Origin of the sequence: Mumia flava (assembly GCF_002797495.1) — a bacterium.
GTDB classification, from domain to species: Bacteria; Actinomycetota; Actinomycetes; order Propionibacteriales; family Nocardioidaceae; genus Mumia; species Mumia flava.
In genome coordinates this window covers 855177-876581 of record NZ_PGEZ01000002.1, presented here as the reverse complement: position 1 = coordinate 876581, position 21405 = coordinate 855177, and the positions used below count along the sequence as shown (strand labels likewise).

16 protein-coding genes are annotated in these 21405 nt (G+C 72.9%); 11 read left to right on the top strand and 5 right to left on the bottom strand.

Translation table 11 applies throughout. From position 1 onward, the window contains the following. The first annotated feature begins 50 nt into the window (after positions 1 to 50). From CLV56_RS18090 to CLV56_RS18065, 6 genes are all read left to right on the top strand, one after another. Positions 51 to 752, top strand: a complete 702-nt coding sequence (locus CLV56_RS18090; RefSeq protein ID WP_100415384.1) for a hypothetical protein — start codon at positions 51 to 53, stop codon at positions 750 to 752. Beyond that, entirely contained in the window at positions 752 to 2416 is a 1665-nt protein-coding gene (locus tag CLV56_RS18085; RefSeq protein ID WP_039369024.1) for a Y-family DNA polymerase, read from the top strand. The genes CLV56_RS18090 and CLV56_RS18085 overlap by 1 nt, the downstream gene beginning before the upstream one ends. 37 nt (positions 2417 to 2453) lie before the next feature. Next, the gene (locus CLV56_RS18080; protein ID WP_039369022.1) at positions 2454 to 5975 is read left to right on the top strand and encodes an error-prone DNA polymerase; all 3522 of its coding nucleotides are present in this window, start codon (positions 2454 to 2456) and stop codon (positions 5973 to 5975) included. 204 nt (positions 5976 to 6179) lie between these two features. After that, a complete protein-coding gene (locus CLV56_RS18075; protein ID WP_100415383.1) occupies positions 6180 to 7637 on the top strand; it encodes a flavin-containing monooxygenase in 1458 nt (485 codons plus the stop codon). Then, positions 7637 to 8581: a bile acid:sodium symporter family protein gene (locus tag CLV56_RS18070; protein WP_100415382.1), complete on the top strand. Its 945-nt coding sequence runs from the start codon at positions 7637 to 7639 to the stop codon at positions 8579 to 8581. The genes CLV56_RS18075 and CLV56_RS18070 overlap by 1 nt, the downstream gene beginning before the upstream one ends. Beyond that, a complete protein-coding gene (locus CLV56_RS18065) occupies positions 8578 to 9558 on the top strand; it encodes an SDR family oxidoreductase (protein ID WP_039369019.1) in 981 nt (326 codons plus the stop codon). The genes CLV56_RS18070 and CLV56_RS18065 overlap by 4 nt, the downstream gene beginning before the upstream one ends. A 25-nt stretch (positions 9559 to 9583) precedes the next feature. Here CLV56_RS18065 and CLV56_RS18060 read toward each other — a convergent pair whose 3' ends face one another. The 4 genes from CLV56_RS18060 to CLV56_RS18045 form a co-directional block, all read right to left on the bottom strand. Continuing rightward, entirely contained in the window at positions 9584 to 10171 is a 588-nt protein-coding gene (locus CLV56_RS18060) for a VOC family protein (protein WP_100415381.1), read from the bottom strand. A gap of 94 nt (positions 10172 to 10265) precedes the next feature. Beyond that, entirely contained in the window at positions 10266 to 11138 is an 873-nt protein-coding gene (locus tag CLV56_RS18055; protein ID WP_039369013.1) for an LLM class F420-dependent oxidoreductase, read from the bottom strand. A gap of 131 nt (positions 11139 to 11269) precedes the next feature. Beyond that, positions 11270 to 12106 carry an aldo/keto reductase gene (locus CLV56_RS18050; RefSeq protein WP_039369010.1) on the bottom strand — a complete coding sequence of 279 codons (837 nt, stop codon included), beginning with the start codon at positions 12104 to 12106 and terminating at the stop codon, positions 11270 to 11272. Between the two features lie 2 nt (positions 12107 to 12108). Further along, on the bottom strand, positions 12109 to 12624 hold the full coding sequence (locus tag CLV56_RS18045) for an SRPBCC domain-containing protein (RefSeq protein WP_039369007.1): 516 nt from the start codon (positions 12622 to 12624) through the stop codon (positions 12109 to 12111). Positions 12625 to 12686: 62 nt separating this feature from the next. Here CLV56_RS18045 and CLV56_RS18040 point away from each other — a divergent pair, with 62 nt between their 5' ends. The 4 genes from CLV56_RS18040 (at position 12687) to CLV56_RS18025 (ending at position 18500) form a co-directional block, all read left to right on the top strand. Next, positions 12687 to 13886, top strand: coding sequence for a cysteine desulfurase family protein (locus tag CLV56_RS18040; RefSeq protein ID WP_039369004.1), 1200 nt, complete (start codon positions 12687 to 12689; stop codon positions 13884 to 13886). Then, entirely contained in the window at positions 13886 to 14971 is a 1086-nt protein-coding gene (mnmA, locus tag CLV56_RS18035) for a tRNA 2-thiouridine(34) synthase MnmA (RefSeq protein WP_039369001.1), read from the top strand. The genes CLV56_RS18040 and mnmA overlap by 1 nt, the downstream gene beginning before the upstream one ends. A 4-nt stretch (positions 14972 to 14975) precedes the next feature. Beyond that, the gene (locus CLV56_RS18030) at positions 14976 to 15926 is read left to right on the top strand and encodes a uroporphyrinogen decarboxylase/cobalamine-independent methonine synthase family protein (protein ID WP_039368999.1); all 951 of its coding nucleotides are present in this window, start codon (positions 14976 to 14978) and stop codon (positions 15924 to 15926) included. Positions 15927 to 16052: 126 nt separating this feature from the next. Beyond that, on the top strand, positions 16053 to 18500 hold the full coding sequence (locus CLV56_RS18025) for an Ig-like domain repeat protein (RefSeq protein ID WP_170224822.1): 2448 nt from the start codon (positions 16053 to 16055) through the stop codon (positions 18498 to 18500). Here the strand turns inward: CLV56_RS18025 and CLV56_RS18020 are convergent. Continuing rightward, a complete protein-coding gene (locus CLV56_RS18020; RefSeq protein WP_039368996.1) occupies positions 18481 to 19128 on the bottom strand; it encodes a class I SAM-dependent methyltransferase in 648 nt (215 codons plus the stop codon). The genes CLV56_RS18025 and CLV56_RS18020 overlap by 20 nt on opposite strands. Before the next feature lie 67 nt (positions 19129 to 19195). On the opposite strand from CLV56_RS18020, the gene ligA reads away from it, so the two are divergent. After that, entirely contained in the window at positions 19196 to 21352 is a 2157-nt protein-coding gene (gene ligA, locus CLV56_RS18015) for an NAD-dependent DNA ligase LigA (RefSeq protein WP_425437716.1), read from the top strand. Positions 21353 to 21405: the final 53 nt, after the last annotated feature.

Below are 21405 nucleotides of genomic sequence, written 5' to 3'. Positions count from 1 at the left end.
GGAGGGTCACTCCGTTTGACTCGTTCGAACATGTGTTCGATCATGGACGGGTGACGGGTGCTGCGCTGGTCGACGAGCTGGCCGCCAAGGTGCGGGCGATGGAGGGCTCTGCTCCACGGGGGGAGCCGCTCCCGACACTGCCTGCGCTGGCCGACGTGGTGCCGGGCGGGCTGAGCAGAGGCGCGGTGTACGAGGTGGGCGGCTCGCTCGGTCTGGCGGTGGCGCTGCTCGCCGGTCCGTCGTCGGCCGGCTCGTGGTGCGCGGTCGTCGGCGTCGGCGAGGTCGGGGCCGAGGCGGCCTCGGCCCTCGGGGTGGACCTGAGCCGGACGATCCTGGTGCCGGCGCCCGGGGAGCACTGGGTGCACGTCGTCGGTGCGCTCGGCGACGTCGCCGAGCTGATCGTGCTGCGCCCGCCGGTGCCGGTGGGGGACGCCGAGGCGCAGCGTGTCGCGGCGCGGCTGCGCCGCCAGCGCAGCACGCTGGTCGTGCTCACCGACGGCGTGGCCGGCGGCACCGTCGTCGCCTGGCCGCGGGCGCAGGCGCGGCTGGAGGTCTCCGAGAGCGTGTGGGCGGGTCTCGACGGCGGGTACGGCCACCTCCGACAGCGGACGGTCACCGTGACCACGACCGTTCGAGGCGGGCGTCGCCACCGGACCCGGCTGCGGCTCGACACGACCGTGGAGCCTGTCGCCGGCCGGGGTGCGCTGCGTGCGGTGGACGGGCTGCGTGCCGTGGACGGGCTGGCGAGCTGATGGCGCGGGCGCTGGTGCTGTGGTGCCCGGACTGGCCGGTGCGGGCGGTCACGCACACCGGGCTCGGGCTCGACCTCCCCGCGGGTGCGCCGGTCGCGGTCGTCGAGGGGGGTGAGGTGGTGGCGTGCTCGGCGCGCGCCCGTACGGACGGGGTGCGCCGTGGGCAGCGGATGCGCGACGCCCAGGCGCGGTGTCCCGAGCTCGTCGTCACCGAGCGCGACCCCGGCCACGAGGCTCGGGCGTACGAGCCGGTGCTGGCGCTCGTCGAGGAGGTCGCCCCAGGGGTGCAGCCGTTGCGGCCCGGGACCTGCGCGATCCGGGTCGCGGGTCCGGCGCGCTACTTCGGCGGCGAGCGGCACGCGGCTGCGGTGCTCGCGGAGCGGCTGGTCACGTACGGGGTCGACGACGTCCGGGCCGGGATCGCCGACTCGGTCTTCACCGCGGAGCAGGCGGCACGCAGGGCCTTGCCGCAGGACAGCCTCGTCGTGCCGGCGGGGGCGTCGGGGGCGTTCCTCGCCGACCTGCCGGTGGCGGTGCTCGAGCGTCCGGATCTGGCGAGCCTGCTGCAACGGCTCGGTCTGCGGACACTGGGGGCGTTCGCCGGCCTGGACGCGGCGGACGTGCGGGACCGGTTCGGGTCCGACGGGGCGCTCGCGCACCGGCTCGCCCGCGGGGTCGACGACCGGCCGTTCGCGTCGCGGCGACCGCCGAGCGACTTCGAGCGGGAGGTCGCGTTCGAGCCGCCGCTGGTCGACTCCGAGGCGGTCGCGTTCAGCGTGCGGCGTGCAGCGGAGGAGATGGTCTCGGCGCTCGCCGCGCACCAGACGGTGTGCACGTCGGTCTGGATCGAGGTCCGCACCGACCGTGGCGAGGTGACCGAGCGGCAGTGGCTGCACCCGCGCTGGTTCGACGCGGGCGACCTCGTCGACCGGGTCCGCTGGCAGCTGTCGGCCGGGTCGGCGTCGGCGGTGAGCGGGCCGGTGGAGGCGGTCCGGTTCGTGCCGGCGGAGTGCGCGTCGGTGACCGAGCACGCCGACGGTCTGTGGGGGAGCGGGCCGGACGAGCGGGTGCACCGGGCCGCGTCGAAGGTGCAGAGCATGCTCGGCCGGGAGGCGGTGGTGTCCGTGGTCCTCGGGGGTGGTCGCGGGCCCGCCGACCGGCAGACGGCGGTGCCGTGGGGCGACCCGCTCGAGCCGGCCCGCTCGCCGTCGCCGCCGTGGCCGGGAAGCCTGCCGCCGCCCGCTCCCGCCCGGGTGTACGACCCGCCGCGCCCGGCCGAGGTGGTCGGCGTGGACGGGCGGCCGGTGGTGGTGAGCGAGCGCGGTGCGCTGTCGGGGGCGCCGGCCCGGTTCGCGGTGGGAGGGTCTCGACCGGGGGAGGGGTCTCGATCGCTCGCAGGTTCGCGCTTCGACCAGCGGGACGGGGCTGCAGGTTCGCGCTTCGACCAGCGGGACGGGGCTGCAGGTTCGCGCCTCGACCAGCGCAGCGGCGACGGTCTGCACCCGGTGCAGGCGTGGGCCGGACCGTGGCCGGTCGACGAGCGCTGGTGGGACGCCGCGTCCGCAGTCCGGGCGGCGCGGTTCCAGGTCGTCGGCGTGGACGGGACGGCCTGGCTGCTGCGGGTCGGCGACGACGGCTGGTGCGCCGAGGCGCAGTACGACTGAGGGCGCCGTACGGCCGAGACGACGGAGAGGAGGGCCGATGGGATTCAACAACCCGGACATGCCGTGGTCGGAGCTGGAGCGCCGGCTGTCCGGCCGGCTGCTGCCGCACGAGCGGGCCGGGTTCGAGCTGGACGGCGGCGACGGTCCGGGCACGTCGCGCAAGCGCGGACCGTACGAGCCGCCGGCCGTGCCCGACACGCATCCCGACGAGCCGTACGTCGGGTACGCCGAGCTGCACGCGCACTCCGACTTCAGCTTCCTCGACGGCGCGAGCAGCCCGGAGGCGTTGGTCGAGGAGGCGGTCCGGCTGCGGCTGTCGGCCCTGGCGCTGGCCGACCACGACGGCCTGTACGGGGTGGTGCGGATGGCCGAGGCGGCAGACCTGCACGGGATGCCGACGGTGTTCGGCGCGGAGCTGTCGCTGGGACTGCGCGGCCCCCAGAACGGCATCGCCGACCCGGAAGGGAGCCACCTGCTGGTGCTGGCGCGTGGACAGGAGGGCTACCACCGGCTGTCCGCGACGCTGACCGACGCGCACCTGGCCGGCGGGGAGAAGGGACGCCCGGTCTACGACCTGGACGCGGTCGCCGAGCGGCTCGCCGGGCACGCGGTCGTGCTGACCGGCTGCCGCAAGGGCGCGGTTCGTCAGGCGCTCGCCGGACCGGGCGGCGAGGCGGCGGCGGAGACGGAGACGCGGGCGCTGGTCGAGCGGTTCGGCTCCGACGCGGTGCTGGTCGAGCTGTCCGAGTCCGGGGACCCTCGCGACGCGGTCCGCAACGACGCTCTGGCGGCGATCGCGGCGCGCTGCGGGCTCGACGTCGTCGCGGCCGGCAACGTGCACGCCGCCACGCCGACCGACCGGCGGCTCGCGCACGCGGTCGCGGCGGTCCGGGCGCGGCGCAGCCTCGCGGACATGGACGGCTGGCTGCCCGCGGCCGGGGCCCACCTGCGTTCCGGGGCGGAGATGGCGCGGGCGTTCGCTCGCTGGCCGGGAGCGGTGGAGCGGACGGTCGACGTGGCCGCTGATCTCGCCTTCGAGCTGCGCCGGGCCAAGCCGCGGCTCCCGAAGCAGCAGGTCCCCGACGGACACACCCCGATGACCTGGCTGCGCGAGCTGGTCCGGCGCGGGGCGGACCAGAAGTACGCCGGCGCGCCGGCGAGCACGTACGAGCGGCTCGAGGCCGAGCTCGCGGTGATCGAGGAGAAGGATTTTCCCGGCTACTTCCTGATCGTGCACGACATCGTCGCGTTCGCCCGCAGGCGCGGGATCCTCTGTCAGGGCCGGGGCTCGGCCGCCAACTCGGCGGTCTGCTACGCCCTCGGCATCACCGCGGTGGACTCGGTGAAGTTCGACCTGCCGTTCGAGCGGTTCTTGTCCGCGACGCGCGACGAGGAGCCGGACATCGACGTCGACTTCGACTCCGACCGTCGCGAGGAGGTGATCCAGTGGGTGTACGCGACGTACGGGCGGCACAACGCGGCGCAGGTCGCGAACGTCATCTCGTACCGCCCGAAGTCCGCCGTCCGCGACATGGCGAAGGCGCTCGGCTACTCGACCGGGCAGCAGGACGCCTGGTCGAAGCGGATCGACCGATGGGGGACCCTGCCGCGCGAGGAGCTGGCCGGGGAGATCCCGGACCCGGTCCTCGACCTCGCCGACCAGCTGCTGACTGCTCCACGCCATCTCGGGATCCACTCCGGCGGGATGGTGCTGACGGACCGGCCGGTGGGGGAGGTGTGTCCGGTCGAGCACGCTCGGATGGAGGACCGGACGGTGCTGCAGTGGGACAAGGACGACTGCGCGTGGATGGGCCTGGTCAAGTTCGACCTGCTCGGCCTCGGGATGCTCGGCGCGATCCAGCACTGCTTCGACGTGGTCGCCGAGCACGTGGGGGAGCGGTGGGAGCTGGCGACGATCCCGAAGGAGGAGCCCGGCGTCTACGACCAGCTGTGTCGCGGCGACTCCGTGGGGGTGTTCCAGGTCGAGAGCCGGGCGCAGATCGGCACGCTTCCGCGGCTGCGTCCTCGCTGCTTCTACGACCTGGTCACCGAGATCGCGCTGATTCGTCCGGGTCCGATCCAGGGCGGCGCCGTCCACCCGTACATCCGCCGCCGCACCGGCGAGGAGGAGATCAGCTATCTGCACCCGGCGCTGGAGCCGGTGCTGAAGCGGACGCTGGGGGTGCCGCTGTTCCAGGAGCAGCTGATGCAGATCGCGATGCAGGTCGGCGGCTGCACCGGCGACGAGGCCGACCTGCTGCGCCGGGCGATGGGCTCCAAGCGCGGGGTCGAGAAGATCGAGCGGCTGCGCGCCACCTTGTACGCCGGGATGGCGTCGCACGGGATCACCGGCGAGCTCGCCGACGAGATCTACCTGCGGATCGAGGCGTTCGCGAGCTTCGGGTTCGCCGAGTCGCACTCGATCAGCTTCGCGCTGCTCGTGTACGCCTCGACGTGGCTGCGGCTGCACTACCCCGGCGCGTTCCTGGTGGGCCTCCTGCGGGCGCAGCCGATGGGGTTCTACTCGCCGGCGAGCCTCGTCACCGATGCGCGTCACCACGGGGTCGAGGTGCTGCGTCCCGACATCAACGCCTCGGTCGCCACCGCCGCGGACCTCGAGGCTGCGGAGGCGAGCGGGTCGGGCGGGTCTCGATCGTCGCTCCGCTCCGCCTCGACCACCGGGTCGGGCGGGAACTCCGCCTCGACCAACGGGAGCTCCGCTGGTCGAGGCGCGAGCGGAGCGAGTGATCGAGACCCCTCCGGCCACGATGCGTGTCTCGTGACCGACCAGCCGCCCGTGGGCGATTTCGACCCCGACGCGCCGTTCGACCACGCCTGGCACCGCCGCGACGGACGGTTCGTGGTCCGCCTCGGACTGACGTCGGTGACCTCGATCGGGACCGGCCTGGCCGAGCGGATCGTCGCCGAGCGTGAGCGGGGCGGCCCGTACGCCTCGATGACGGACCTGACTCGCCGCGTCCCGCTGACCGCACCTCAGGTGGAGGCGTTGGCGACCGCGGGGGCGTTCGACGGCTTCGGCCTGTCGCGCAGGCAGGCGCTGTGGTCGGCGGGTGCGGCGTCGCAGGAGTCACCGGACCAGCTGGAGGGCACCACCGCACTGCGCGAGGCTCCGATGCTGCCGGGGATGAGCCCGGCAGAGACCACGATGGCGGACCTGTGGGCGACGAGCATCGCGCCGGACAGTCACCCGATCGAGCACGTGCGGGAGGCGATGACCGTACGGGGGGTGCTGCGGGTGGCCGACCTCGCTCACACGGAGCCGGGGCTACGGATCGAGGTGGCGGGCCTCGTGACGCACCGGCAGCGGCCGGCGACGGCAGGCGGGGTCACATTCCTCAACCTCGAGGACGAGACCGGCATGCTCAACGTGATCTGCACGGCCGGGCTGTGGGCGCGCTACCGGCGGATCGCCCGCGACTCCAGCGCCCTGGTGGTCCGAGGGCTCTTGGAGCGACGCGACGGAGCCGCGAACCTCCACGCCGACCGGCTCGAGCGCCTCCCGATCACCGCCCGGACCACATCGCGCGACTTCCGTTAGGCGGGGACGCGCGTGAGGCGGGGGACGCGTGTTGAGCGGGGACGCGCCGTGCGCGCACAGAGGGTGGCACATCGGGATTCCTCGCACACCGTGCGCGTACGGTGTGCGAGGAATCCCGAGGGCAGGGTGTTCCCCGGGTCCGCGCGACGCGGCCTGGAGCAAGCGCCGATGGGTCCGTTGGTGTGACCTGGCACACTAGGGCGCATGCCCAAGACGAATTCCGACGTTTCGGACGTCCAGCCGGACGCCCAGCCGGACGACCTCCCGTACGCCGTGATCGGCGCCGGTCCGTCCGGCCTGGCCGCCACCCGAGCCCTGACCAAGCGGGGCTTCGCGGTGCGCGGCTACGAGATGCACACCGACGTCGGCGGGCTGTGGGACATCGAGGGTCCGCGCAGCACGATGTACGAGTCGGCGCACCTGATCTCGTCGAAGACGACGACGCAGTTCGCCGAGATGCCGATGGCCGACGAGGTCGCCGACTACCCGAGCCACCGCGAGCTGAAGCGCTACTTCGCGGCGTACGCGGACCGCTTCGACCTGCGTCGGCACTACGCCTTCGGTACGGAGGTCGTCCGGGTCGAGCCGCACCCCGACGGCGGCTGGGAGGTGCGGTCGCGGAGCGTCGGGTCTCGATCCTCGCTCCGCTCGGCCTCGACCAGCGAGGACCCCGGCGGTCGAGGCGAGAACCCCGGCGATGACTCCGGTGGTCGAGGCGCGAGCGGAGCGAGCGATCGAGACCCGTCCGTCGAGACCGTCGAGCGGGTCGCCGGCGTGATCATCGCCAACGGCACGCTGTCCGAGCCCAACGTCCCGTCCTTCAAGGGCCAGTTCGACGGCGAGATCATCCACACCAGCGAGTACCGCCGCGCCACTGCGTTCGCCGGCAAGCGCGTGCTGGTGATCGGCGCCGGCAACTCCGGCTGCGACATCGCCGTCGACGCGGTCCACCACGCCGCGTCGGTCGACATGAGCGTGCGCCGGGGCTACCACTTCGTCCCGAAGTACGTCTTCGGCAAACCCGCCGACACCCTGAACCAGGGCAGGCCGCTGCCGCCGCGGATCAAGCAGGCGGTCGACAGCCGGATCCTCAAGCTGTTCACCGGCGACCCCGTACGGCTCGGCTTCCCGGAGCCGGACCACAAGATCTACGAGTCGCACCCGATCGTGAACTCGCTGATCCTCCACCACCTCGGCCACGGCGACCTGCGGATCAAGGCCGACATCGATCACTTCGACGGTCACACCGTGCACTTCCGCGACGGCAGCAGCGACGACTACGACCTGATCGTGCTCGCGACCGGCTACACGCTGCACTACCCGTTCGTGGATCCCGAGCACCTGCGGTGGGACGGCGACGCGCCCGCCCTGTACTTCAACATCTTCACGCCCGTGCGCGACGACCTGTTCGTGATGGGCATGGTGGAGGCGTCCGGGCTCGGCTGGCAGGGCCGCTACGAGCAGGCCGAGCTGATCGCCGCGTACCTCGAGGCGCGCCGCGACCGACCGGAGCAGGCGGCGGCGTTCGCCGAACGGACCCGTGGACCGCTCCCGGACCTGTCCGGCGGCTACAAGTACCTCGGTCTGGAGCGGATGGCGTACTACGTCAACAAGGACGCCTACCGTACGGCCGTCCGCGCCGCCACCGAGGAGCTGTCCTGATGGATCCCTCGACCGTGCTCGCGGCCGCGTCCGACGTGGACTCGATCCGGATCTCGTTCGACGAGTCGTCGCTGACGCTGCTGAAGATCGTGATCGGGGCGATCCTGTTCGGGATCGCGCTCGACACCCGGCTGTCGGACTTCCGGACCGCGCTGCGCAAGCCGGTGCCGGTGGCGTTGGCGATCGCGGCGCAGTTCCTCGTCCTCCCGGCGCTGACGTTCGTGCTCACGCTCGTCCTCGGTGTCCAGGGGTCGGTCGCGCTCGGCATGATCCTGGTCGCGTGCTGCCCGCCGGGCAACGTCTCGAACATCCTCACGCACCGCGCGAAGGGCGACGTCGCGCTGTCCGTCTCGATGACCGCGATCGGCAACCTGCTCTCGATCGTGCTGATGCCGATCACGTTCGCGTTCTGGGGCGGCCTGCACCCGACGGGCAGCGACTACCTCGCCGACATCGCGCTGTCCCCGTGGGACATGCTGAGCGAGATCCTGTTCGTGATCGGCATCCCGTTCGCGCTCGGCCTGACGGTCTCGCAGCTGTGGCCGCGGGTCGCCGAGCGGGCGCACGGGATCGTCGGCAAGGTCGCGTTCCTCGGCCTCGCCGCCATCATCGTGTCCGGGATCGCCGGCAACTGGTCGATCTTCGTGACCTACATCGGCGTCGTCGTGGTCGCGGTGTTCCTGCACGACGCGCTCGCGCTCGCGACCGGGTGGGCGATCGCCCGCGCCGGCCGGCTGCCGGACCGCGCCACGCGTGCGGTGACGTTCGAGGTCGGGATCCGCAACGCCGGGCTCGGCCTGCTGCTCGTCTTCCAGTTCTTCGACGGGCTCGGCGGGATGGCGCTGGTCGCGGCCTGGTGGGGGATCTGGGACATCATCGCCGGCCTGACCGTCGCGCAGCTCTGGTCGCGTCGGCCGATCCGGTCCGAGGCGGTGCCGGCATGACGGGCCGTACGGGCGGGTGCCGCGTCCTCGTCACCGGCGGCTCCGGGTTCCTCGGATCCTCGGTCGTCCCCGCGCTCGCCACCGACGACGAGGTCGCGCTCGTCGTCAGCGGCGACATCCGCGACCCTCACGAGCGCGTCGACGGCGTGACCTACGAGCGGCTCGACGTGACCGACGCCGACCTGGTCGCGCACGTGGTCGGCGCCCACGCGGTCGATACGATCGTCCACCTCGCCTCGATCGTCACGCCGCCGTCCGGGATGAGCGACGACGTGGCGTACACGGTCGACGTCGACGGCACCCGCAACGTCCTGGATGCGGCGCTGACCCACGGCGTACGGCGGGTCGTGGTGTCGTCCAGCGGCGCGGCGTACGGGTACCACCCGGACAACCCCGACTGGATCACGGAGGACCAGCCGGTGCGCGGCAACGACGCGTTCGCGTACGCCCGGCACAAGCGGCTCGTCGAACAGATGCTCGCCGACGTCCGGCGCGACCACCCCGAGCTCGAGCAGGTCGTGCTGCGGATCGGCACGATCCTGGGTGAGCGGGTCGACAACCAGATCACGGCGCTGTTCGAGCGCCCGCGGCTGCTGCGGATCGCGGGGTCGGCGTCGCCGTTCGTCTTCGTGTGGGACACCGACCTGACCGCGATCGTCGTGCGGGCCGTCCTGGGCGACGTGACCGGGGCGTTCAACGTCGCCGGCACGGGAGCCCTGACGCTCGACGAGATCGCGCAGCGTCTCGGCAAGTCGACCCTCGTCCTGCCGGAGTGGCTGCTGCGGGCGGCGCTGGCGGTGGCGAAGCCGCTGCGGCTGACGCGGTACGGGCCGGAGCAGACGATGTTCCTCCAGTACCGGCCGGTGCTCGACAACGGTCGGTTGCGGAGCGAGTTCGGGTACGAGCCGGCGTACACCTCTGCGGAGGCCTTCGAGGCCTGGCGGGCGACGCACCCCAGCGCCTCGGCCCGCCCCTGACCGGGAGCGGGCGACGGGCCCGGTCTTACTCCACGGGGCCGGTCCCGGCCTCGAGCAGCTCGATCGTGTAGCCGTCCAGGTCCTTCGCGAGTCCGACGACCGCACCGCCGAGCGACGCCTGCGGAGCGGGCTCGAGGACGATCGAGCCGCCCGCCTGCTCGATCGCGGCGGCCGTGGCGGTGGGGTCGGGGACGTAGAAGACGAGCTTCACCGGGTTGTCGGCGTAGTCGTGCTTCCTGCCGTCGGTGTAGTGCATGAGCACGACCGACGCGCCCCGCGTGCTGTCGTCGAAGCCGAGCACGATCTCGTCCATGTAGCCCGGGATCTCGAACGTCGTGAGCTCGCTCATCCCCAGCGCCTCGGAGTAGAACGTCGCGGACGCGCGCAGGTCGGCGACCCCGATGCCGGCCGCGCCCATCGTCGTGGCGGTGTCGTCGGACACGGTGTCGTCGGACACGGTGTCGTCGGACACGGAGGTGTCGGGGTCGCCGGTCGGCGTCGACGCTGCGTCGGCCGCGGGTGCAGCCCGCTCGTCGGTCGAGCCGCACGCGGCGGTGCCGAGGAGCAGGAGCAGGGTGAGGAGGGCCACCGGTGCCGGGCGCAGGTGTCGCATGGGCGACACCGTGGCAGAGCGGGCACCCCTGTGGCCCTGAGACGCGATCTCATCCCGTGCGCCCGGCTGGCGACAGCGCTGCCCCGGGGCAGCGTCACAGTCGGGTGAGCGCCGGGACGACTCCGTCGGCGACGCCCTGCGCGAACGCGACCGGGTCGCCCTCCAACGGCATCACGAACACCTGCTCGACCCCGAGGTCCGCGAACGGACGCATCGCCTCGACGAACGACCCGTCGAGCGCGACCGGCCCGTTCCACAGGATCGTGCGACGGATCGCGTCGTACGACCGCCCGACGCGGTCGCAGTGCTCGCGCAGCGCCTCGAGCTTGTGCGCGACGACGTCGGCGCCGCTGTCCGGCCCGGCGAACAGGTTGCACGCGTCCGCGTACCGCGCCACGAGCCGCAGCGTCACCTTCTCGCCACCACCGCCGACCATCACGGGGATCGTGCCGATCGGGCGCGGAGCGCAGATCGTCTCGGCCAGCCGGTAGTGCTGCCCCTCGTACGGCCCGTCGTCGTCGGACCACACCTGTCGGACGACCTGGAGCGTCTCCTCGAGGCGCGCGAGCCGTTCGCCGGCGGACGCGTACGGCACGCCGTACGCGTGGTGCTCGCGCTCGTACCACGCCGCGCCGATCCCGAGCCCGGCCCGGCCCTCGCTGAGCACGTCGAGGGTGGCGACGATCTTCGCGAGCAGGCCGGGGGAGCGGTACGTCACGCCGGTGACGAGCGTCTGGAGCCGCACGGTCCGGGTGCGCGCGGCGAGGTAGCCGAGGGTCGTGTAGGCCTCGAGCATCGGGTCGGTCGCGCCGCCGCGGAACCACTCCATCTGCAGGTAGTGGTCCATCACGGACAGCGTGGTGATGCCGCCGTCGTCGCAGGTGCGGCCGAGGTCGCCGAGCATCGCCGGGACCGCGGCCGGCCCGCCGTCGATGTCGAACCGGGACAGGTGCAGGGCGAGGTCCATACCGCCAGGCTGCCGCGCGTTTCCGTTGCCGGCAACGAAAGGTGGTTCGTGGCACGGATAACGTGCGCGAGTCTTCGGTGCTCGGATCCAGGTTGCGTTGCCGGCAACGGAAACCCGCAGCGTGAGGGTGCTCAGCCCAGTGCGTCGAGCTCCTCGACCGTCTCCGGTGTCAGCTTGAGGTCGTTCGCGGCGAGGTTCTCCTCGAGGTGCGCGATCGAGCCCGTTCCCGGGATCGGCAGCATCACCGGCGACGCCTGGAGCAGCCACGCGAGCGCGACCTGCGACGGCGTCGCGTCGTGCTCCACCGCGGCGCGGGCGAGCGGACCGGAGGTCGCCGCGTGCTCGCCGGCGGCGACGGGGGCCCACGGCATGAAGCCGATGCCGTTCTCGGTGCAGTAGGCGAGCACGTCGGCGGAGCGGCGGTCGGTCAGGTTGTAGCGGTTCTGGACGGTCGCGACCGGGACGTAGCGGCTCGCCTCCTCGATGTCGGCCACGCTCACCTCCGAGAGGCCGATCGCCTTCACGACACCCTCCTGGCGCAGCTCGGCGAGCGTCTCGAACTGCTCCTCCCGGGGCGTCCGGGAGTCGATCCGGTGCAGCTGGAAGAGGTCGATCACGTCGGTCTGGAGCCGGCGCAGGCTGAGGTGGGCCTGCTGGACGAGGTACTCGCGCCGTGCGACCTGGTGCCACCGGTCCGGTCCGGTCCGCACGAGGCCGGCCTTCGTCGCGACGACGACGTCGTCGTCGTACGGGGCGATCGCCTCGGCGATGATCTCCTCGCTGACGTACGGGCCGTACGAGTCGGCGGTGTCGATCAGGGTGACGCCGAGCTCCACGGCACGGCGTACGACGGCCCGCGCGGTCTCGCGGTCGGCAGGCTCACCCCAGATCCCCGGACCGGTGATGCGCATCGCACCGAATCCGAGCCGGTCGACCGTCCCGACTCCGGCGATGTCGAACGTGCTCATGCTCACTCCTCCAGGTCGGCGAGGGTCTCGTAGTAGGCCCGCATCGAAGGGTAGTAGGCGTCCCACGTGGCGAGCTCGTCGCCGGCGACGTGGGCGACGAGGAGGTCGAGGTAGTAGTCCCAACCCGGGCCGAGCGTGGCGAGCCAGTCGACCTCGGCGCGGTGGTGGACGAGCTGGACGTCCGTGCCTCCGTCGTCGCGCTCACGCAGGTAGACGTCGACGGTGGTGCCGAACGGCTCGGCGTGCTCGTCGTCGGTCGCGACCAGGGCCAGACCGAGGTGCAGCTCGGGGCTGCTCGCCGTGATCCGGGCCGGCTGCTCGGCGCCGTGGGCCATGGTGATGCTCACCGAACCGCCGGGTCGGCCGTCGCCGCGCCACCGTCCGTACCACCGAGCCGTCTCGTCGGGATCGGTCAGTGCCGCCCAGGTCCGGTCGGTGGCAGCAGGGACGATCCGGCTGTACACGAGGTCGTGGTGGTCCTCGTGCCGCCGCAGACGTCCGGTCGCGAGGCGCTTCATCCTTCCACCCTGGCGGCTGCCCCCCGGCTCCGCACGGGGACGACGACTACGCTGGGGACGCGATGACTGCAGCGACCACCACCTACCTCGACCATGCGGCGACCACGCCGATGGTCGACGAGGCGATCGCCGCGATGACGGAGCACCTGGCGGCGATCGGCAACCCGTCGTCGCTGCACGGCTCCGGCCGGGCCGCCCGCCGGGTCGTCGAGGAGTCCCGCGAGCTGATCGCGGAGCGGATCGGCGCGCGCCCCGGTGAGGTCGTGCTTCTGGGCGGCGGCACCGAGGCCGACAACCTCGCGCTGAAGGGCCTGGCCTGGGCACGGCGCAACGCCGACCCGGCGCGTACGAGGCTGATCGCCTCCGCGGTCGAGCACCACGCGCTCCTGGATCCGCTGACCTGGATGGCGAAGCAGGGGTCGCAGGTCGAGCTCGTGGACGTGGACGCGACCTGCCGCCTGGACCTGGACGCCTACGAGCGGGCGGTCGAGCGCGATCCTGCGTCCGTCGCGCTCGTGAGCTGCATGTGGGCCAACAACGAGGTCGGCACGGTCCAGCCGATCGCCGACGTGGTCGCGGTGGCGCACCGGCACGGGATCCCGGTGCACAGCGACGCCGTGCAGGCGCTCGGGCACGTGCCGGTGGACTTCGCCGGGTCCGGCCTGGACGCGATGACGATCTCCGCGCACAAGCTCGGCGGGCCCGTCGGGGTCGGCGCGCTGGTCGTACGCCGCGAGGTGGACCTGGTCCCGCTCGCGCACGGCGGTGGCCAGGAGCGCGACGTGCGGTCGGGTACGCCGAACGCCGCTGCCGCGGCCTCGTTCGCTGCCGCGGTCGACGTCGCCGTCGGGCGGGCGGAGGCGGAGGCGGTCCGGCTGGAGGCCCTGCGGCGTCGTCTGGTCGACGGGCTCGCGGCCGCCGTCCCGGCCGCTGTCGTCAACGGCGCCCCCGAGATCGGGCCGGACCACCGGCTGCCGAGCATCGCGCACGTGACGTTCCCCGGCTGCGAGGGCGACTCGCTGCTCATGCTGCTCGACGCGCACGGCGTGGAGTGCTCGACCGGCTCGGCGTGCTCCGCTGGTGTGCCGCAGGCCAGCCACGTCCTCCTCGCGATGGGGATGGACGAGCTGGCGGCGCGCGGCTCGCTGCGCTTCAGCCTGGGCCACACCACCACGGAGGCGGACGTGGACCGGCTGCTCGAGGTCCTGCCGGCCGTGCACGAGCGTGCGCTCGCGGCCGGCCGGCTCGGAGGTCGGCGCTGATGCGGGTGATCGCCGCGATGTCCGGCGGGGTCGACTCCGCCGTCGCCGCCGCACGTGCCAAGGACGCGGGCCACGACGTGACCGGCGTGCACCTCGCGCTGTCGCGCAATCCCCGCTCGTACCGCTCGGGCGCCCGGGGCTGCTGCTCGATCGAGGACAGCAACGATGCGCGCCGCGCCGCGGACGTGATCGGCATCCCGTTCTACGTCTGGGACATGAGCGACGAGTTCCACGACGAGGTCGTGGAGGACTTCGTGGCGGAGTACACCGCGGGCCGCACCCCGAACCCGTGCCTGCGCTGCAACGAGAAGATCAAGTTCGCCGCCGTGCTCGACCGGGCCCTCGCCCTCGGGTACGACGGGGTCGTCACCGGCCACTACGCCCGCGTCGTCGCGGGTCCGGACGGCACGGAGATGCACCGCGCGGTCGACCACGCCAAGGACCAGTCGTACGTGCTCGGGGTGCTGACCGCGGAGCAGATCGCCCACTCGCTGTTCCCGCTCGGGACCGACACGAAGCCCGAGGTCCGCGCCGAGGCCGAGCGCCGGGGCCTGTTCGTGGCGCAGAAGCCGGACAGCCACGACATCTGCTTCGTCGCCGACGGTGACACCCCCGGCTGGCTGCACGACAAGCTCGGGACGAAGCCGGGCGTGATCGTCGACGAGTCGGGCGAGGTCCTCCGTGAGCACGACGGCGCGTTCGCGTACACCATCGGGCAGCGTCGCGGCCTGCGTCTGGGTCGCCCGGCGGCCGACGGCCGCCCACGGTTCGTGCTCGACATCGAGCCGGTCTCCGGCACGGTCACGGTGGGGCCGCACGAGCGGCTCGCGATCACCGGGATCGACGCGATCCGCCCGCGCTGGTGCGGCCCCGCTCCGACCGCGGCGCTGCGGGCGACCGTGCAGCTGCGGGCGCACGGCGAGGAGTACGGAGCCACGGTGGAGCCGGAGGCGGACGGGATGCGGATCACGCTGGACGAGCCGGCGTACGGGATCGCGCCCGGTCAGGCAGCGGTCGTGTACGACGGCACGCGCGTGGTCGGGTCCGCGACGATCGCCGCGACCCGGCGCGCGACGGTGGGCTGAGGCGGTGCGTGCGACCGGAGTGGGGTCGATGCCGGGGACCGACGTCGCCGAGACGATCAAGGCCGTCCGCGACCTCGTCGGCGACCTGGTGTTCCTGCCCGAGCTGCCGGACCGGGGCGACGGGGCCGACATGATCGGACGCGGCACCGCGCTGCTCGACGGGCTCGGCGCCGACCTCCAGCCGACCGGGTGGAGGCTCCTCGACCGGTCCGGTCGAGACCAGCGACGGGCTCGCTCGCTGCTCGGCCAGGACCTCGACGTGCTCGAGGAACAGCTCGTCGGCGCCGAGGGCGACCTCAAGATCCAGGTCCCCGGCCCGTGGACGCTCGCCGCGACCCTCGAGCGGCCGCGGGGCGGCAAGGTGCTCGCCGACCACGGCGCCCGCCGCGAGCTCGCTGAGTCGCTGGCCTCCGGCGTCGCGACCCATGCGGCCGACGTCCGGCGACGGGTCCCGGGTGCCCGGCTGACGGTCCAGGTCGACGAGCCGGCGCTGCGGGCCGTCCTCGACGCCCAGGTGCCCACCGTGAGCGGGCTCGACCGCTACCGACGGGTGGAGCCGGCGGAGGCGGACGCGGCTCTGCGGCGGGTCGTCGAGGCGTTGGACGGCGTCGCCGACGCCACCGCGCTGCACTCCTGCGCCGCGCGGCTGCCCACCGACCTGCTGGTCCCGATCGGCTTCGACGCGCTGTCGTTCGACCTCGACCTGGTGGAGCCTGACGAGGTCGACGCGCTCGCCGCGGCGTACGAGTCGGGGGTCGCGCTGTGGCCGGGGCTGGGGCACGCGTCGGTCGGGGAGCAGCGGCGCCGCCTGGAGCGGTTCGCCGAGGTGCTGGGCGCCTCCGAGGCGCCCTTCGAGGCGGCGACGGTGGTCACTCCACCCTGCGGTCTCGCCGGTCACGCCCCTGACCAGGCACGACGTGCGCTGGAGCGGCTTGCCGCCACGGCGCGCGGATGATCCGAGATCGACTCGCGCGACCGGTCATCTCACGTAGAGTTCTGGATCGTTGCGGTCGAAATCGGACATGTGCCGAATCGGACACGCGTCCAACGGGCGTGTGCCATGTGGAAGAGGGGGACGGCCATGACGTCGAAGCGGAGGGCCTCGGCCCTGGTGGTCGCGCCCACGGTGGTGGCCGGCCTGCTCACCGTGCCGGTGATGACCTGGACGCAGGTGGCCGGTCCGGCGACACCCCCGGTCGGTGAGGTCCCCGAGCCGCACGCGTACGCCCTGGCGGCGTACGCGACCGGAGGCTCCTCCGGCGGCGACGTCGCGGACGATCCGCGTCTCGAGGATGCGGTCGCGGCGGACGGGAGCACGCCCGAGGACGACGGTCACGACCTGGAGAAGGTCGTCGACAGCCCGGTCGTGCCGACCGAGGACTTCCGTCTCGCCGGGGTGACGTGGGAGCAGGGTACGAGCGGCGGCGAGGTCGTCGCGTACGTCCGGACCCGCGGCGACGACGGCTGGACCGCCTGGTACCAGCTGCACGAGTCCGTCGACGGGCCCGATCCGGGCTCCGAGGAGGCCCGCAACGCCCGGGCCGGCACGGACCCGCTGCTCGTCGACGACTCCGACGCGGTCCAGGTCGTGCTCGCGACCTCCGACGGGCAGATCCCCGAGGACGTGCAGGTCGACGTCGTCGGGCTCGGTGACGGCACCTCCACCGGTGACGACGGCGACACGGGCGAGGAGCAGCGGGCTCCGGCGCCCGAACCCGAGGTCGACGGAACGGACCTCGAGCCGATGGCAGCCGCCGGCGGGGTCCCCATGCCGACGATCCGCAGCCGCGCCGCCTGGGGCGCGAACGAGCGGATCCGCGAGAAGTCCAGTCCGGACTACGGGTCGGTGCGCGGTGCGGTCGTGCACCACACCGCGGGCCCGACCTCGTACAGCAAGGACGAGGTCCCCGCCCTCATCCGGTCGTTCTACAGCTACCACGTGAAGGTGCGCGGCTGGCGCGACATCGGCTACAACGTGCTGGTCGACAAGTGGGGCCGCGCCTGGGAGGGCCGTTGGGGCGGCCTGAGCCGCAACGTCGTGGGCGCCCACGCCTTGAACAACAACTCGACGACGTTCGGGATCTCGGTGATCGGCGACTTCGGCCCGATGAAGGCCTCGAAGGCGGTCGCACGCACGGTGTCGCGCGTGATCGCCTGGAAGTTCTCGCTCAACCGGGTCAACCCGAACGGCACCTGGACCTATACGACGAACACCGGGAAGCGGGTCTCGAAGCCCAAGGTCGTGGGCCACCGTGACGTCGGTCAGACGGCCTGCCCGGGCTCCACGCTCTACAAGCGGCTGCCCGGGATCCGCTCGCGCGTCCGCTCCAGGATGGCGAACAACGGCCTGAAGCCGACGATCCGCGCCGCCGCGTCGCCGAAGAACTACCAGGTCGGCGGGAACCGCGTCGACGTGGACGTCACCGTGACCGCGCCGGGCACGGTGCCGACCGGCACGGTCGAGATCCTCGATGTCGACTCCGACACGATCGTGGGCGGCCCCGTGTCGCTGTCGAGCGGGAAGGCGCGGGTCAAGCTGCTGAAGCTGCTGCCGGCCGGGACCCGACCGCTGCGGGTGCTGTACAGCGGCAACGGCCTGGTCGCGTGGGCCCGCTCCACCTCGTTCGGCATCACGGTCCGCAAGGCACCGACGACCACCACGGCGACGTACGACAAGACCGCGATCACCTCGGGCGACCTCGTCCGCGCCTCCGTCGTCGTCGCGGGCGACGACGTCTACCCGCGCGGCACCGCCTCGGTCTGGTCGGGAGGCACGCGGGTCGGTCGGGCGACGCTCACGCGAGTCCCGTCGACCAAACGAGCGACGGCGACGGTGCGACTGAGCCGCGAGCTCGCAGGCGGGACCCACCGACTCGTCGCACGCTACGACGGGCACCCGTCGATCGCGGGCTCGAAGGATGCGACACCGGGCACGTTGACGGTCGCGAAGGCGCCGAGCCGGATCACGTCGGTCGCACACGTCCGGGTGCCGCGATGGAAGGCGCGGCCCGTGCTGAGGGTGACCGCGTCGGCCGAGCACCAGCGACCGGACGGCCCGGTGGTGGTGCGCGATCGCGGTCGCGTCGTCGGACGGGGGAGCATGCGCGACGGCGTCGCGACCGTGTGGCTCACCCGCAACGACGTCCGCCGACGGACCGTGACCGTCCAGTACCACGGGTCGGCGAGCCTGCGGTGGGCCACGCCCGTGACCCGCACGTTCGCGGTCAAGCCGGCCGTGCTCCAGGTGCGGCGCAGGCTCGACGACCGGACGATCAGCCGCTCCGACCGGCTCGTGCTGCGGATGCGCGTCAAGGCGGCCGGGCACGACGCGGTGCGTGGTCGCATCCAGGTGGTGACGAAGTCCGGTCGGGTGCTGAAGTCGAAGCGGCTGCGGGCGCGGCACGACGGGCACCGCAAGATTCGGATCCCGGTCTCCTGGCAGGGCAAGAAGCGGATCCGGGTGAAGGTCGACCCGGCCGGCTACCAGCGGCCGTACCGCTCGAAGTGGATCAAGGTCCGGGTGCGCTGAGCGGCGGGTCGGCAGGGTTGACGGCGAGGCCGAGCGCGTCGGCGCCGAGCACCTTCGGCGCGCCGTCCTCGTAGAAGACGTCGACCTCGCGGACCTCGAACCCGGCGCGCTCGATCGCGGCGACGATCCGCCGGGTGAGATGGCACCCGCCGGCGATGCGCTGGTGGAGCGGGGCCAGGCGTCGTTGCCAGCGTCGTACGGACTCGTCCGGCGCCAGGCCGTGCTCGAGGAAGTGCAGCGTGCCGCCCGGCCGGAGCACCCGCCGCAGCTCGGCGAGCGCAGCGTCGAGGTCGGGGATCGTGCACATCGTCCAGGTGCTGAGGGCGGCGTCGACGCTGTCGTCGTCGAGCGTGAGCGCCTGGCCGTCGAGGCCCGACCGCACGACGGGGACGTGCGCCCGTACGATCCGCTCCTCGGCGATCCGCCACGCGGCGTCGGAAGGCTCCACGGCCGCCACGGACCGGACCGCCGGCGGATAGAAACGGGTGTTGTGGCCGCTGCCGAACCCGATCTCCACGACGTCGCCCGACAGCCCCGCGCAGACCCGCGCGCGGTAGGGGTCGGCCTGCTCCATCCCGCACGCCCGGTCGACCCAGCGGGGGAGCACGTGGTCGCTGTACCAGCCCACGGCGACGCACCTCCCTGCATCCGATCGTGCCACCTCGCTGTCGGTGCGCACGGGTAGATTGTCGCCCGTGTCCAGTGCTGACGAACGCATCGAGAGCCCACCCGACGAGGCGGCGGCCCGCAAGCGGCACGCCGAGCTGACCGAGGAGATCGAGCACGCCCGGACGCGCTACTACGTCGAGGACGCCCCGACGATCTCGGACGCCGCGTACGACCGGCAGATGGTCGAGCTCGAGGAGCTGGAGGACGCGTGGCCCCAGCTGCGGACCCCCGACTCGCCGACGCAGACGGTCGGTGGCGTGGCGAGCGAGGCGTTCGCGCCGGTCCGCCACCGCCGGCGGATGGAGAGCCTCGACAACTGCTTCTCGTTCGAGGAGCTGCAGACCTGGGGCGCACGGGTCCACAAGGAGGCCGACGAGGACCCGGAGCTGCTGGTCGAGCTCAAGGTCGACGGTCTGGCGATCAACCTGACGTACGAGCGGGGCCGGCTCGTCCGCGCCGCGACGCGCGGTGACGGCACGATCGGCGAGGACGTGACCGCCAACGTCCGCACGATCGAGGGGATCCCGCACCGGCTGCGTGGCGACGGCGACCACGCGGTCCCTGCGCTGGTCGAGGTGCGCGGTGAGATCTACTTCCCGACTGCTGCGTTCGAGACGTTCAACCAGGCGTGGGCCGAGGCCGGCAACACCCCGCTGTCCAATCCCCGCAACGCCGCTGCCGGCTCGCTGCGCCAGAAGGATCCGGCGGTGACCGCGACCCGGCCGCTGCGGATGGTCTGCCACGGGATCGGCGACCGCGACGGGTTCGAGCCGCAGCGGCAGTCGGAGGCGTACGCCGCGCTGGCGTCGTGGGGCCTGCCGACCAGCGACCGGGTGAAGGTGCTGCCGACGCTGGCCGACGTCGAGGAGTTCATCGGCTACTACGGCGAGCACCGTCACGACGTCGAGCACGAGATCGACGGGATCGTGATCAAGGTCGACCGGTTCGCGGTGCAGCGTGCGCTGGGCTCGACGTCGCGGGCGCCGCGCTGGGCGATCGCGTACAAGTATCCGCCCGAGGAGGTCAACACCACGCTCCTCGACATCCGGGTCAACGTCGGGCGCACAGGCCGGGTCACCCCGTACGGCGTGATGGAGCCGGTGCTCGTGTCGGGGTCCACCGTGGAGATGGCGACGCTGCACAACGCGTCGGAGGTCGAGCGCAAGGGTGTGCTGATCGGCGACACGGTCGTGCTGCGCAAGGCCGGCGACGTGATCCCGGAGATCGTCGGGCCGGTGGTGCCGTTGCGGGACGGGTCGGAGACGGCGTTCGTGATGCCGACCGAGTGCCCCGCGTGCGGCACGACGCTGGCGCCGTCGAAGGAGGGCGACGCCGACATCCGCTGCCCCAACACCCGGTCCTGCCCCGCGCAGCTGCGCGAGCGGCTGTACCACGTGGGCAGCCGCGGGGCGATGGACATCGAGGTGCTGGGGTACGAGGCGGCGACGGCGCTGCTCGATGCCGGGGTCCTGACCGACGAGGGTGGGCTGTTCGCGCTCGGAGAGTCCGACCTGCTCGAGGTGCCGCTGTTCACGCGAGCGTCGAAGAAGGCGGAGCAGGAGGCCGGTGCGGGTCCGCGGGTGCTGTCCGCGAACGGTCGTCGCATGCTCGACAACCTCGCGAAGGTCAAGGCGCAGCCGCTGTGGCGCGTCCTGGTGGCGCTGTCGATCCGGCACGTCGGCCCGACCGCCGCGCGGGCGCTCGCCGCCGAGCTGGGGAGCCTCGACGCGATCGCCGAGGCCGACACCGAGACGCTGGCGGCGGTCGACGGGGTCGGCCCGACGATCGCGGAGTCGGTGGTGGAGTGGTTCGGCGTCGACTGGCACCGCGAGATCGTCGAGCAGTGGCGCGCCGCCGGGGTGCGGACCGCCGACGAGCGGGACGCGTCGATCGAGCGGACGCTGGAGGGTCTCACGATCGTCGTGACCGGCTCGCTCACGGGATTCACCCGCGACGAGGCCAAGGAGGCGGTCCTGGCCCGCGGCGGCAAGGCAGCGGGATCGGTGTCGAAGAAGACGAGCTTCGTCGTGGTCGGTGAGGCGGCGGGTTCGAAGGCCGCGAAGGCCGAGGAGCTGGGCGTCCCGGTCCTCGACGAGCAGGGGTTCGTGGACCTGCTCCGCGATGGGCCGTCGCCGGCGGAGGACGACGCTGCGGACGACGCCGAGGACGACGCCGAGGGGTGAGGCGCTGGGGTGCGGCGGGCTCCGACAGAATGTCCGAGCCGTCGACGCACCGG

Coding starts and splice junctions, on each gene's coding strand:
- CLV56_RS18085 (WP_039369024.1), top strand. CDS start 752: ATGGCGCGGGCGCTGGTGCTGTGGTGCCCGGACTGGCCGGTGCGGGCG.
- CLV56_RS18080 (WP_039369022.1), top strand. CDS start 2,454: ATGGGATTCAACAACCCGGACATGCCGTGGTCGGAGCTGGAGCGCCGG.
- CLV56_RS18075 (WP_100415383.1), top strand. CDS start 6,180: ATGCCCAAGACGAATTCCGACGTTTCGGACGTCCAGCCGGACGCCCAG.
- CLV56_RS18070 (WP_100415382.1), top strand. CDS start 7,637: ATGGATCCCTCGACCGTGCTCGCGGCCGCGTCCGACGTGGACTCGATC.
- CLV56_RS18065 (WP_039369019.1), top strand. CDS start 8,578: ATGACGGGCCGTACGGGCGGGTGCCGCGTCCTCGTCACCGGCGGCTCC.
- CLV56_RS18060 (WP_100415381.1), bottom strand. CDS start 10,171: ATGCGACACCTGCGCCCGGCACCGGTGGCCCTCCTCACCCTGCTCCTG.
- CLV56_RS18055 (WP_039369013.1), bottom strand. CDS start 11,138: ATGGACCTCGCCCTGCACCTGTCCCGGTTCGACATCGACGGCGGGCCG.
- CLV56_RS18050 (WP_039369010.1), bottom strand. CDS start 12,106: ATGAGCACGTTCGACATCGCCGGAGTCGGGACGGTCGACCGGCTCGGA.
- CLV56_RS18045 (WP_039369007.1), bottom strand. CDS start 12,624: ATGAAGCGCCTCGCGACCGGACGTCTGCGGCGGCACGAGGACCACCAC.
- CLV56_RS18040 (WP_039369004.1), top strand. CDS start 12,687: ATGACTGCAGCGACCACCACCTACCTCGACCATGCGGCGACCACGCCG.
- mnmA (WP_039369001.1), top strand. CDS start 13,886: ATGCGGGTGATCGCCGCGATGTCCGGCGGGGTCGACTCCGCCGTCGCC.
- CLV56_RS18025 (WP_170224822.1), top strand. CDS start 16,053: ATGACGTCGAAGCGGAGGGCCTCGGCCCTGGTGGTCGCGCCCACGGTG.